Origin of the sequence: Stenotrophomonas sp. CASM106, from assembly GCF_049384825.1 — a bacterium.
Classification (GTDB): domain Bacteria; phylum Pseudomonadota; class Gammaproteobacteria; order Xanthomonadales; family Xanthomonadaceae; genus Stenotrophomonas; species Stenotrophomonas muris.
In genome coordinates this window covers 569,988-583,116 of record NZ_JBMRFS010000001.1, presented here as the reverse complement: position 1 = coordinate 583,116, position 13,129 = coordinate 569,988, and the positions used below count along the sequence as shown (strand labels likewise).

Below are 13,129 nucleotides of genomic sequence, written 5' to 3'. Positions count from 1 at the left end.
CAGCACAAAGGACGGCATCCGATGTCCAAGGGTTCAGATCTGCTCGTCGCCGCACTTGAGAACGAAGGCGTCGAGCGCATTTTCGGCATTCCCGGCGAAGAAAACCTCGACGTGGTCGAGTCGCTCCGCCATTCCAGCATCGAACTGGTCATCACCCGCCACGAACAGGCGGCGGTGTTCATGGCGGCCACTTACGGCCGCCTGACCGGCAAGCCGGGCGTATGCCTGGCCACGCTCGGCCCGGGCGCGCTCAACTTCACCACCGGCGCCGCCTATGCGCTGCTGGGTGCGTGGCCGGTGATCATGATCACCGGCCAGAAGGGCATCGTCGCCAGCAAGCAGGCGCGCTTCCAGATCGTCGACATCGTCGGCACGATGAAGCCGCTGACCAAACAGGCGCGGCAGATCGTCTCGGCACGCACCATTCCGACCATCGTCCGCGAGGCGTTCCGTGTCGCCCAGGAAGAGCGCCCGGGCCCGGTGTTGCTGGAGCTGCCCGAAGACATTGCTGCCGATGAGGTCGAGGGCGTGGCGCTGATTCCGCCGCACGCGGTGGACCGTCCCATTGCCAGCCCGGAGGCGCTGGATCGGGCAGCAGAGCTCATCCGCAATGCAAAGCGGCCGCTGCTGATGATCGCTTCGGCGGCCTCGCGGCCGCAGTCCAGCGACGCGCTGTCCGCGTTCGTGCTGCGCGCCGGCATCCCGTTCTTCACCACGCAGATGGGCAAGGGCGCGGTGGCCGGTGGTTCAGGCCTGTACATGGGCACCGCGGCGCTGACCGAGCGCGATTACGTGCACATGGCGATCGACCAGGCCGACGTGATCGTGACCATCGGCCACGAGGTCACCGAGAAGCCGCCATTCGTGATGCGCCCGGGTGGGCCGACGGTGATCCATATCGGGTACTCGCAGGCGGCGGTGGAACAGGTGTATTTCCCGCAGGTGGAGGTGATCGGCGATATCGGTCGTTCGCTGACCCAGCTGGCCGACCGCATCGAGGGCGCGGTGCCGAATGCCGCTGCGCTGCTGCCGCTGCGCGCGACCATCCTCGAACACCTGGCCGACCGGGCCGAAGAGGCCGGGTTCACCCCGCAGCGGCTGGTGCACGACGTGCGCCAGGTGATGCCGCCGGATGGCATCGTGGCGCTGGACAACGGCATGTACAAGATCTGGTTCGCGCGCAACTACCGCACCCAGGTGGCCAACACGCTGCTGCTGGACAACGCGCTGGCGACGATGGGCGCGGGCCTGCCGTCGGCGATCATGGCCTCGATCCTGTATCCGCAGCGGCGGGTGCTGGCGGTGTGCGGCGACGGCGGCTTCATGATGAACAGCCAGGAGCTGGAGACGGCCCGCCGGCTGGGCCTGAACCTGGTGGTGCTGATCCTCAACGACGGTGCCTACGGCATGATCCGCTGGAAGCAGGCCGTGGACGGATTCACCGACTACGGCATGACCTTCAGCAACCCCGATTTCGTGAAGTACGCCGAGGCCTATGGCTGCAAGGGCCACGAGGTGACGGCCATCGAGCAGTTCATCCCGACCCTGGAAGCGGCCTTCAACGAGGGCGGGGTGCACCTGGTGTCGGTGCCGGTGGACTATTCGGAGAACCAGCGGGTGCTGGTGGATGAGTTGCGCCAGGCGTTCCCCGGCAACAGGTAGACATCCAGGGTCCAGGTGGGGTCCCGGTCGGGGTCAGATCCCTTTGCGCAGCAGAGGGATCTGACCCCTCTCCCGGCTGGGGCTGGGCGGTTTTGGTATGCTGGGCAACCGGCTGTGCCGGGCGCTGCATCCCCCCTCACTACACGATTCCCGCAGATCCATGAGCGAAGCTACCGATACCCCCCCCGTCGACGAAAACAAGTTGATCGCCGAGCGCCGTGAGAAACTCAAAGCGCTGCGTGGGCAGGGCATCGCGTACCCGAACGACTTCCGTCGCGAGGACTTCGCCGGCCGCCTGCAGGAAGAATTCGCAGATGCCGAAACCTGGACCGCCGAGGCCCTGGAAGGCAACGGCCGCCAGGTGAAGATGGCGGGCCGCCTGATGGCCAAGCGCATCATGGGCAAGGCCAGCTTCGCGCAGATCCAGGACGAGTCCGGCCGCATCCAGCTGTTCCTGCAGGGCGCGGTGCTGGGCGATGCCTATACCGCCTTCAAGGGCTGGGACGTGGGCGACATCATCGCCGTCGAAGGCGGCCTGACCCGTACCAAGACCGGCGAGCTGTCGGTCAAGGCCGAATCGATCCGCCTGCTGACCAAGTCGCTGCGCCCGCTGCCGGACAAGTGGCATGGCCTGGCCGACGTCGAGCAGCGTTACCGCCAGCGTTACGTCGACCTGATCGTGACCCCGGAGTCGCGCGCGGTGTTCATCAAGCGCTCGAAGATCATCCGCGCCATGCGCGCGTGGCTGGACAACCGCGACTTCCTGGAAGTCGAGACGCCGATGATGCATTACATCCCCGGCGGCGCGGCGGCCAAGCCGTTCACCACCCACCACAATGCGCTGGACCTGGACCTGTACCTGCGCGTGGCGCCGGAGCTGTACCTCAAGCGCCTGACCGTGGGTGGCCTTGAGCGCGTGTACGAGATCAACCGCAACTTCCGCAATGAAGGCGTCAGCACCCGCCACAACCCGGAATTCACCATGATGGAGCTGTACGAGGCCTATGCCACGTACAACGAGATCATGGACCTGACCGAAGGCGTGATCCGTGACGTGGCCAAGGCCGTCAACGGTGGCACCGAGGTCGAATGGGACGGCGCGAAGATCGACCTGGGCCCGGCATTCCGCCGCTGGCGCATGGACGAGGCGGTGCGCCACCACAATCCGGAAATCTCTGCGGCGGACTGCACCGACCGCGACGCGCTGCTGCGCCATTGCGAGCGCTTGAAGATCCGCGTCAAGCCGTCCTACGGCTGGGGCAAGCTGCTGCTGGAGATCTTCGAGGCCACCGTCGAGCACACCCTGATCCAGCCGACCTTCATCACTGACCATCCGGTGGAGGTCTCGCCGCTGGCCCGTGCCAACGACAATGACCCGGGCTACACCGACCGCTTCGAGCTGTTCGTCAACGGCAAGGAGCTGGCCAACGGCTTCTCCGAGCTGAACGATCCGGAAGACCAGGCCCAGCGCTTCCAGGCCCAGGTGGCGGCGAAGGAAGGTGGCGATGACGAGGCCATGCACTACGACGCCGACTACATCCGTGCGCTGGAGTACGGCATGGCACCGACCGGCGGCCTCGGCATCGGCGTGGATCGCCTGGTGATGCTGCTGACCGGCAGCAGCTCGATCCGCGATGTACTGCTGTTCCCGTACATGCGTCCGGAGCAGTAAGTCGCCTTTTTGACTCCCGATTGTGCGCGCCGTCCCGAAACGAGACGGCGCGATTGACGCGTCCCGCACTCGGCGTATCGTAATTGCACTACCTTGACGCCTGTTATGGCTTGATCGGCGCCAGGGGGAGGGCACGGTGTGGGGAGTCCGCTTCACATTGTGATGACGATCATGAATCGGGACGCATGACACGGGAGTCAGGCCGATGCAGGGTGCGAGCGTTCGCAGCGGCAGAGTATCCTCGCCTGCTGATGATCCAGCGTGGTCGAGAAACCAGGCAGAGTACGCGTTGAACATCGTCATCGTTGACGACCAGACTTCGGCCCGGACGATGCTGCGTCACGTCATCGAAGACATCGCGCCGGAACTGAGCGTGTATGACTTCGGAGACCCGCTGACCGCATTGGCCTGGTGCGAAGCCCATCCGGTCGACCTGCTGCTGCTCGATTACCGCATGCCGGAGATGGATGGGCTGGAATTCGCCCGTCGTTTCCGTCGCCTGCCCAAGCACCGCGACATTCCGGTGATCCTGATCACCGTGGTCGGTGACGAGCCGATCCGGCAAGCGGCACTGGAAGCAGGCGTCATCGACTTCCTGGTCAAGCCGATCCGCCCGCGCGAGCTGCGGGCGCGCTGCTACAACCTGCTGCAGCTGCGCCAGCAGACCGAGAACGTGAAGCAGCGGGCGCTGTCGCTGGAGCAGCGCCTGCTGGCCAGCATGCATGAGGTCGAAGAGCGCGAGCGCGAAACGCTGTCGCGGCTGGCACGCGCGATCGAGTTCCGTGATGCCGGCACCAGCGCCTACCTGGAGCGCATGGCGCGCGTGGCCGGACTGATCGCCGAACAGCTCGGGCTGCCCGAAGAGGAGGTGCGCCTGATCGAAATGGCTGCGCCGCTGCATGACATGGGCAAGATCGCCATTCCCGATGCGGTGCTGCTCAAGCAGGGCAAGCTCAACGAGGAAGAACTGGCGATCATGCGCCGGCACCCGCGGATTGGCCATGAACTGCTGAGCGGCAGCCAGAATCGCTTCATCCAGGTTGGCGCGTTGATCGCACTGCGTCATCATGAGCGCTATGACGGCAGTGGCTATCCCGATGGGCTGGTCGGCGACGCGATTCCGCTGGAAGCGCGCATCGTGGCCGTCGCCGATGTCTTCGACGCCCTGATTTCGCCCCGTCCGTACAAGGAAGCATGGACCATGGAAGCCACCCTGGCTTATCTCTACGCTCAGCGTGGCCGCCTGTTCGATCCCCGATGCGTGGACGCGCTGCTGCGCGGCCGCGAACAGCTCGACCAGATCTGCGCCGAGCATTCGATGGCGTCCGCGCGCCCGGGGCTGGGCGCGTGAAACGCCTGTTGTCGCAGCTGCGGCTGCGCCTGTCCCAGCGCCAGGACAGCGAGCACGGCCAGCAGATCGTCCGCATCGTGCTGATCAGCCTGATCCTGGCCTACGTACTGTTGCCGGCACCGCGCCACGATCTGCCGCACACCCAGTACGTCGGTGTGCTGGCGATCGTGCTGACCGGCCTGAGCCTGTCACTGTTGCTGTTCGGCTGGCTGCTGTGGCGGCCGGCGCGTTCCGATCCCCGCCGCGTGCTGGGCATGCTGGCTGACTACGGCCTCATTGCTGCCGGCATGGTGCAGATGGGTGAGCCGCTGGCCTGGGTCTACATCGTGGTGATGTGGGTGACGGTCGGCAATGGCATGCGCTTTGGCAACCACTATCTGTACGTGGCGGTGGCCATGGCGATGGTGAGCTTCGGCTGCACCGTGATGCTGACGCCTTACTGGCAACAGAATTTCCGCCTGGCCATCGGCCTCTGGCTGGGCCTGGCAGCGGTGCCGCTGTACTTCTCGACATTGCTGCGGCAGCTGACCGAAGCGATGGCCGAGGCGCGCCGCGCCAGCGAGGCCAAGAGCCGGTTCCTGGCCAACATGAGCCATGAGTTCCGCACGCCGTTGAACGGTCTCAACGGCATGACCGAAGTGCTGGCCACCACGCGCCTGGATGACGAGCAGCGCGAGTGCCTCAACACCATCCAGGCGTCGTCGCGCAGCCTGCTGGCACTGGTGGAAGAAGTGCTGGACATCTCGGCCATCGAGGCCGGCAAGCTGCGCGTGGTGGCCGAGGACTTCGCCGTGGCCGACGTGATCCAGGCGATCGGTCTGATCCTGTTGCCACAGGCCAAGGCCAAACGGCTGGATTACCGGGTGAAGGTGGCCGATGGTGTGCCGCCACGCGTGCGCGGCGATGTCGGGCACCTGCGGCAGATCCTGCTGAACCTGGCCGGCAACGCGGTCAAGTTCACCGACCATGGCCGGGTCGAGATACGTGTCGGCGTGGTGCAGGCCGATGCCAGCGGGGCGGTGCGGTTGCGCTTCGACATCCTCGACACCGGCATCGGCGTGCCACCTGCCATGCGTGCACGGCTGTTCGACGCGTTCGAGCAGGCCGATGTCAGCATGGCGCGCCGCCACGAGGGGACGGGGCTGGGCACGACCATCGCCAAGGGCCTGGTCGAGGCGATGGACGGTGACATCGGCTATCTGGAAAACCCGCCGCGCGGCAGCCACTTCTGGGTCGAGCTGCCGTTCGCGCCGCCGCAGCCGCAGGTGCCGGGCGCGGTGCCGAGCCTGAGCGGCGACGAAGACGCGGGCCCGGGCGGCAACGTGATCGCTTTTGCCGATCCGTTCCTGCGCCATCGCGCCCGCGTGCGCAGCATGCAGATCCTGGTGGCCGACGACCACGAGGCCAACCGCATGGTCCTGCAGCGCCTGCTGCAGAAGGCCGGCCATCGCGTGCTGTGCGTGGACGGCGGTGAGGCGGTGCTGGATGCGCTGGCCGACAGCGAGTTCGACGCGGTCATCGTCGATCTGCACATGCCGGGCATGAGCGGGCTGGACATGCTCAAGGAACTGCGGGTGATGCAGGCCGGCGGCGGTCCGCGCACGCCGGTACTGGTACTCAGTGCGGATGTAACGCCCGAGGCGATCCAGCGCTGTACCCAGGCCGGCGCACATGCCTTCCTGGCCAAGCCCGTCGTTGCGGTGCGCCTGCTCGATACGCTGGCCGAGATCGCCAGCAATGCCCAGCTGAAGACCATGGCCGCACCGGTGGTGCGACCGGCGGCGCCGCTGCAGGATGGCGTGCTCGACAGCAGCGTGCTGGACGAACTGGCTTCGCTGGGCATGGGCGAGGGCTTCGAACGTGAGTTCATCCGCCAGTGCCTGGAGGACGTGGCGAGCTGCATGGGCAAGGCCGAGCAGGCCGGCGAGGCCACGCAGTGGGATGTGTTCCGCGAACAATCCCACGCGATCAAGGGCGTGGCCAGCAACCTCGGCCTGATGCGCGCGTCCAACCGTGCCGGCGAGCTGATGCGGATGGCCGACTGGCAGCTCAAGACCGAATGGCGTCAGCGCCTGGGCATCCTGCAGGAGGCGATCAAGGAAGGCCGGCGGGCGCTGGACGCGCGGGCCGAACGCCGCATGCGCGGCGCCGCCGATGATGGTGAAGCGCGCTGAGGCGTGGCGTGAACCCAAAAAAAGCCCGGTGGCCAGCCGGGCTTGAACCCATCCTGGGGGAGGGGAGGAATCAGGCCGCGTCGAGACTGGCGCGACGGGTCTGGGCCTTGATCAGGCGATCCATGGTGCGCAGCGAGCGGTCGCCGAGTGCGAGGGCGGAATCGACCCATACCTTGGTGATCTCCAGCAGTTCGTCGTAGCTGACCGGCTGGGCGATGGCGCGTGCGGCATTCATCGCCAGATAGGACTGCGGCGTGCGCTGCTGCTGGCGGATCAGTTCCTCGACCGCCGCCCGGCCTTCGCCCTTCTTCACCAGCACGTCGACCACGCCCATGGCATGCATCTCCTCGGCACTGTAGACCCGGCCGTCGAGAATGATCTTCTCGGCCAGATGGGGGGACACGCGCCGGCACAGGAAGGAGTACGCACCCATGCCCGGGAACAGGCCGAACAGCACCTCCGGCAGGCCCAGTCCGCTGCCTTCCTCGGCGACGATGGCGTGGCAGGCCAGGGCCATTTCCAGGCCGCCGCCGAGGGCGTCACCCTGGATCAGCGCGATCGAACGGACGTCGCCGCCGAACCCGGTGTGCAGGTGGTGCACGCCCTCCACGCAGCGCTGGGCGTAGTTCAGCAGGAGGTCGCGGTTGCCTTCGCGGATCAGGCGGGTGAACAGGTCCAGGTCGCCGCCCAGGTTGTAGGCGACGGCATCGGAGGCCAGCACGAAATGCCGCAATGTCCCGTTGTGGCGTTCGGCAGGGCTGCGGGTGATGGCCGCCATGTAGCTCCACATTTCGTCGAGCATGTCCTTGCGGCAGCAGGGACGGATCCCGGTGGCGGCATCGGCGTGCATGAACAGCCAGTGGGCAGCGCCGTCGGCGCTGTCTTCGGTACGGATGGTGGCGAACGGTGAGCCGCTTGAAGGCAGCTTTTCGATGGTACTCATGGAAGGGTCCTCGGCATGCGGCCCGCAGTGTCAGGTGGGTGGCCGGCGGGCCGAACGGTCCACACACGCGGCGATGCTACACCGCCTCAGCGGCGTCGCATGCGAAAGGGCCCGGGACGTTTCCGCCCCGGGCCCTGCACTGTCCAGATTGCCGCAAACCCTTACTGGGCGGGCGTATCGCGGAGTTCGCGACGGAGGATCTTGCCGACGTTGGTCTTCGGCAGCTCCTTTCGGAATTCAACGATTTTGGGGTGCTTGTAGCCGGTCAGGTTGGCCCGGGCATGCTCCTTGACCATTTCGGCGGTCAGGTTCGGGTCCTTCTTCACGATGACCACCTTCACCACCTCGCCGGACTTGTCGTCCGGGACGCCGACCGCGGCCACTTCCAGCACGCCCGGCATCATCGCGATCACGTCCTCGACTTCGTTCGGGTACACGTTGAAGCCGGACACCAGGATCATGTCCTTCTTGCGGTCGACGATGTAGAAGAAGCCGTGTTCGTCCATCTTGGCCATGTCGCCGGTATGCAGCCAGCCGTCCGCGTCGATGGCCTTGGCCGATTCCTCCGGGCGCTGCCAGTAGCCCTTCATCACCTGCGGGCCCTTGATGCAGAGCTCGCCGACCTCGCCCAGCGGCAGGATGGCACTGTTGTCATCCTTGATGCAGGCATCGGTGGAGGGGATCGGCAGGCCGATCGAGCCGTTGTACTCGGTCAGGGTAAGCGGGTTGATGCAGGCTGCCGGCGAGGTCTCGGTCAGGCCATAGGCCTCGACCAGGGTCACGCCGGTAACCTTCTTCCAGCGCTCGGCGACGGCGCGCTGCACCGCCATGCCGCCGCCCAGGGTGACCTTCAGCGAGGAGAAGTCGACCGTGTCGAAACCGGGGGTGTTGAGCAGGCCGTTGAACAGCGTGTTGACGCCGGTGATGGCGGTGAAACGCACCGACTTGAGCTCCTTGACGAAGCCCTTCATGTCGCGCGGGTTGGTGATCAGGTGATTGCAGCCACCGAACTTCATGAAGACCAGCCCGTTCGCGGTCAGTGCGAAGATGTGGTACAGCGGCAGGGCGGTGATGATCCACTCCTTGCCCATCTCGATGCCGGACGCACTGATCCAGGCCGAGGCCTGCTGCATGTTGGCGATCAGGTTGCGGTTGGTCAGCATCGCGCCCTTGGCCACGCCGGTGGTGCCGCCGGTGTACTGCAGGAACGCGATGTCGTCGTGGTCGATCTCGACCTTGGGCAGGCTGTGGCGGCTGCCGAGCTTGAGCGCCTGGCGGAAGCGCACCGCGCCCTTGAGATGGTAGTTGGGCACCATCTTCTTGATGTACTTCAGCACGAAGTTGACGATCACGCCCTTGGCGCCGAGCAGGTCGCCCAGGCCGGTGGTGACCACATGCTTGACCGGCGTATCGGCGATGACCTGCTCGACGGTGTCGCCGAAGTTGTCGACCACCACCAGCGCGGTCACGCCGGCATCGACCAGCTGGTGCTTGAGCTCGCGGGCGGTGTACAGCGGGTTGACGTTGACCACGGTCAGGCCGGCTCGCAGCACGCCGAAGGTGGCCACCGGGTACTGCAGGCAGTTGGGCATCATCAGGGCGACGCGGTCACCCTTCTTGAGCTTGAGCTCACCGAGCAGGTAGGCCGCGAACTGTTCGACCAGCGCGTCGGTCTCGCCGTAGGTGAGGACCTTGCCGAAGCTGGAGTAGGCGGGACGGTCGCGGAATTTCGCGACGGAAGCGTCGAAGACCGAAGCTACCGAATGGAACTCGTTGACGTCGATCTCGGCGGGAACGCCTTTCGGATAGCTCTGCAGCCAGGGACGATCCAGACTCATATTCCCCCTCCAGGAATCGTGATGTATTAGGTCCGGCCCTGAGCGTATCGACAACGGCCGGTCATTGCAGCATACCCCGCCGTAGGGAAAACGCGAAGAGGGTTTCGCGGAGGCTGCAACGGTAGGTGCCGACCTTGGTCGGCACAGGATGGCGAGGGGCGCTGTGAGGCGTGCCCACCAAGGTGGGCACCTACCGATTCGGGGTGTGGGACGGCCGAAGAGCCGGCTGCGTCAACCCTGCTTGCGAACGGGTGCGCCGTTGGCCTTGTAGTACGGCGCGGTGCTACGGGCGAGCGGGGTGCGGCCGCGGATCACGTCGGCCAGCTTCTCGGCCATCATGATGGTCGGCGCGTTGAGGTTGCCGGTCACTACCTGCGGCATGATCGAGGCATCGACGATGCGCAGGCCTTCCAGCCCGTGTACGCGGCCCTGGCCATCGACCACCGCCATCGGATCGTCGGCATGGCCCATCTTGTTCGAGCACGACGGGTGATAGGCAGTCTCGGCGTGCTCGCGCACGAACGCATCGATCTGCGCGTCGGTCTGCAGCGCGCTTCCCGGCGAGATCTCGCGGCCGCTGTACGGGGCCAGCGCCGGCTGCGCGAAGATCTCGCGGGTGATGCGGATCGCCGCACGGAACTCGCGCCAGTCCTGGTCGTGCGACATGTAGTTGAACAGGATGCTCGGATGTTCGCGCGGGTCCTTCGAGCGTACGTGGATGCGGCCGCGGCTGGGTGAGCGCATCGAACCGACGTGCATCTGGAAGCTGTGCGCCTTGATCGGGTTGGAGCCGTTGTAATTGATCGCCACCGGCAGGAAGTGGTACTGCAGGTTCGGCCAGTCGAATTCGGCGTCGCTGCGGATGAAGCCACCGGCCTCGAACTGGTTGCTGGCGCCGATGCCGGTGCCCAGGAACAGCCACTCGGCACCGATCGCCGGCTGGTTGTACAGCTTCAGTGCCGGCGCCAGCGACACCGGCTTCTTGCACTCGTACTGCAGGTACATTTCGAGGTGATCCTGCAGGTTGGCGCCGACGCCCGGCAGGTGGTGCACCAGGTCGATGTCCAGGCTGCGCAGCAGGTCGGCCGGGCCGACGCCCGAGCGCTGCAGGATCTGCGGCGAGGCGATGGCGCCGCCGCACAGCAGCACTTCGCGGCGGGCGGTGGCGCGCTGCGGCTGGTCGCTGTGCAGCCACTGCACGCCCACGGCGCGCTTGCCCGAGAACAGGATGCGGTCGGTCAGCGCGTGGGTGACGATGGTCAGGTTCGGGCGCGGCTTGGCCAGGTCCAGGTAGCCGCGGGCGGTGCTGGAACGACGGCCCTTCGGGGTCACCGTGCGGTCCATCGGGCCGAAACCTTCCTGCTGGTAGCCGTTGAGGTCGTCGGTGCGCGGGTAGCCGGCCTGCACGCCGGCTTCGACCATCGCAGCGAACAGCTCGTTGTTGCCGGCCTTGGGCGTGGTAACGCGCAGCGGGCCGTCGCCACCGTGGTAGTCATTGGGGCCGATATCACGGGTTTCGGCCTTGCGGAAGTAGGGCAGGCAGTCCAGGTAGGTCCAGTCTTCCAGGCCCGGCATGCTGGCCCAGTTGTCATAGTCCATCGCGTTGCCGCGGATGTAGCACATGCCGTTGATCAGCGACGAGCCGCCCAGGCCCTTGCCGCGGCCGCAGTCCATGCGGCGGTTGTTCATGAAGGGCTCCGGATCGGTCTTGTACGCCCAGTTGTAGCGCTTGCCCTGCAGTGGGAAGGCCAGTGCCGCCGGCATCTGGGTACGGAAGTCGAGCCGGTAGTCCGGGCCACCGGCTTCCAGCAGCAGCACGCTGACATCGGCATCTTCGGTGAGGCGGGTAGCCAGCACGTTGCCGGCCGAACCGGCGCCGATGATGATGTAGTCGTACTCGTTGTGGGTGCTCATGGGTGTCTCCTGCAGGCCGGGGCGCGCTGCATGCAGGCGTCCCGGCGGGATGTCGGATCGGCGCGGTGGCCGGACGATGGGGCGTGCTGGCGGCGCGCCGGTCAGAACACGCTGGCGTAGTCGCCCAGCTCGACCTGCACCGACTTGATGCGGGTGTAGTGGCCGAGGGTCGAGATGCCGTTCTCGCGGCCGACGCCGGATTCCTTGTAGCCACCGACCGGCATTTCGGCCGGCGATTCGCCCCAGGTGTTGATCCAGCAGATGCCGGCTTCCAGGCGGTGGATGATGCGGTGGGCGCGGCTGACGTCCTTGCTGACCACGCCGGCGGCGAGGCCGAAGGTGGTGTCGTTGGCACGACGCACCACTTCGTCTTCGTCGTCGTAGGCGAGGATGCTCATCACCGGCCCGAAGATCTCTTCCCGGACAATCGTCATGTCATCGCGGCAGTCGGAGAACACGGTCGGCAGCACGTACGCGCCATTGGCCAGCGCGCCTTCGGTGGCACGGCCGCCGCCGGTCAGCAGGCGGGCGCCTTCGGCCTTGCCGCTTTCGATGTAGCGCAGCACGTTTTCCATGTGCGGGAAGCTGGTCAGCGGGCCGAAGTTGGTCTCGGCGGCCATCGGGTCGCCGATGCGGATGCGCTTGACGCGCTCGACAACGGCGGCCTCGAACGCGGCCAGCATGCTGCGCGGCACGAACACGCGGGTGCCGTTGGTGCAGACCTGGCCGGAGCTGAAGAAGTTGGCCATCACCGCGATGTCGGCGGCGCGGTCCAGATCGGCGTCATCGCAGATCACCAGCGGCGACTTGCCGCCCAGCTCCATGGTCACTTCCTTCAGCGACGAGGACGCCGCGCTGGCCATGACCTTCTTGCCGGTGGCGACGCCGCCGGTGAAGGAAATCTTCTCGATCACCGGGTGCTCGGTCAGCCACTGCCCGATCTCGCGGCCCGGGCCCTGCACGACGTTGAACACGCCGGCCGGCACGCCGGCTTCGGTGTAGATCTCGGCCAGCCGGATCGCGGTCAACGGGGTCACTTCGGACGGCTTGAACACCATCGCATTGCCGGCGGCGAGGGCCGGGGCCGACTTCCACATGGCGATCTGGATCGGGTAGTTCCAGGCGCCGATGCCGGCCACCACGCCCAGCGGTTCGCGGCGGGTGTAGAAGAAGCTCGATTCGCGCAGCGGCAGCTGGATGCCTTCGATGGCGGTGGCCAGGCCAGCGTAGTACTCGACCACGTCGGCGCCGGTGACAATGTCCACGGTGGTGGTCTCGGCCAGCGCCTTGCCGGTGTCCAGGGTTTCCAGGTGGGCCAGTTCGTCGTTGCGCTCGCGCAGGAGCTCGACGGCGCGGCGCAGGATGCGCGAGCGCTCCATGGCCGTCATCGCGGCCCACACCCTCTGGCCTTCGGCCGCGCTCTGCACGGCGCGCTCGACGTCGGCCTGGCTGGCAACCTGCACTTCGGCGATCACCTCACCGGTGGCCGGGTTGACGGTCTTGAAGGTCTTGCCGCTGGTGGCATCGACGCGCTGGCCGTGGATGTAGAGCTGTTGGACGGGCAGGGTGGTCATG

The 13,129-nt window shown here is 66.4% G+C and carries 8 protein-coding genes; 4 read left to right on the top strand and 4 right to left on the bottom strand.

Annotation, left to right across the window (positions count from 1 at the left end; genetic code table 11):
- Positions 1–21: 21 nt before the first annotated feature.
- From VG556_RS02735 to VG556_RS02720, 4 genes are all read left to right on the top strand, one after another.
- Positions 22–1,662 (top strand): acetolactate synthase large subunit, encoded by a 1,641-nt coding sequence (locus tag VG556_RS02735; protein WP_014647004.1) that lies wholly within the window; start codon positions 22–24, stop codon positions 1,660–1,662.
- A 160-nt stretch (positions 1,663–1,822) separates the two neighbouring features.
- Complete coding sequence (gene lysS / locus VG556_RS02730) at positions 1,823–3,334, top strand: lysine--tRNA ligase (RefSeq protein ID WP_012480078.1); 1,512 nt, start codon at positions 1,823–1,825, stop codon at positions 3,332–3,334.
- Between the two features lie 205 nt (positions 3,335–3,539).
- Positions 3,540–4,685 (top strand): response regulator, encoded by a 1,146-nt coding sequence (locus VG556_RS02725; RefSeq protein ID WP_032959453.1) that lies wholly within the window; start codon positions 3,540–3,542, stop codon positions 4,683–4,685.
- A complete protein-coding gene (locus VG556_RS02720; RefSeq protein WP_046430396.1) occupies positions 4,682–6,859 on the top strand; it encodes a response regulator in 2,178 nt (725 codons plus the stop codon). The genes VG556_RS02725 and VG556_RS02720 overlap by 4 nt, the downstream gene beginning before the upstream one ends.
- Before the next feature lie 70 nt (positions 6,860–6,929).
- On the opposite strand, the gene VG556_RS02715 is transcribed toward VG556_RS02720, so the two are convergent.
- The 4 genes from VG556_RS02715 to betB form a co-directional block, all read right to left on the bottom strand.
- A complete protein-coding gene (locus VG556_RS02715) occupies positions 6,930–7,802 on the bottom strand; it encodes a crotonase/enoyl-CoA hydratase family protein (RefSeq protein ID WP_100449975.1) in 873 nt (290 codons plus the stop codon).
- Positions 7,803–7,963: 161 nt separating this feature from the next.
- A complete protein-coding gene (locus VG556_RS02710) occupies positions 7,964–9,640 on the bottom strand; it encodes a long-chain fatty acid--CoA ligase (protein WP_100449976.1) in 1,677 nt (558 codons plus the stop codon).
- A gap of 231 nt (positions 9,641–9,871) precedes the next feature.
- Positions 9,872–11,554 (bottom strand): choline dehydrogenase, encoded by a 1,683-nt coding sequence (gene betA / locus VG556_RS02705; RefSeq protein WP_014647009.1) that lies wholly within the window; start codon positions 11,552–11,554, stop codon positions 9,872–9,874.
- Between the two features lie 101 nt (positions 11,555–11,655).
- Positions 11,656–13,128 (bottom strand): betaine-aldehyde dehydrogenase, encoded by a 1,473-nt coding sequence (betB, locus tag VG556_RS02700; protein WP_100449977.1) that lies wholly within the window; start codon positions 13,126–13,128, stop codon positions 11,656–11,658.
- Between the last annotated feature and the right edge of the window lies 1 nt (position 13,129).

What these genes read in the sequence shown, in the direction of transcription:
- betA (WP_014647009.1), bottom strand. Translation starts at nt 11,554, where the DNA reads ATGAGCACCCACAACGAGTACGACTACATCATCATCGGCGCCGGTTCG.
- VG556_RS02715 (WP_100449975.1), bottom strand. Translation starts at nt 7,802, where the DNA reads ATGAGTACCATCGAAAAGCTGCCTTCAAGCGGCTCACCGTTCGCCACC.
- betB (WP_100449977.1), bottom strand. Translation starts at nt 13,128, where the DNA reads ATGACCACCCTGCCCGTCCAACAGCTCTACATCCACGGCCAGCGCGTC.
- VG556_RS02735 (WP_014647004.1), top strand. Translation starts at nt 22, where the DNA reads ATGTCCAAGGGTTCAGATCTGCTCGTCGCCGCACTTGAGAACGAAGGC.
- VG556_RS02710 (WP_100449976.1), bottom strand. Translation starts at nt 9,640, where the DNA reads ATGAGTCTGGATCGTCCCTGGCTGCAGAGCTATCCGAAAGGCGTTCCC.
- VG556_RS02725 (WP_032959453.1), top strand. Translation starts at nt 3,540, where the DNA reads ATGCAGGGTGCGAGCGTTCGCAGCGGCAGAGTATCCTCGCCTGCTGAT.
- lysS (WP_012480078.1), top strand. Translation starts at nt 1,823, where the DNA reads ATGAGCGAAGCTACCGATACCCCCCCCGTCGACGAAAACAAGTTGATC.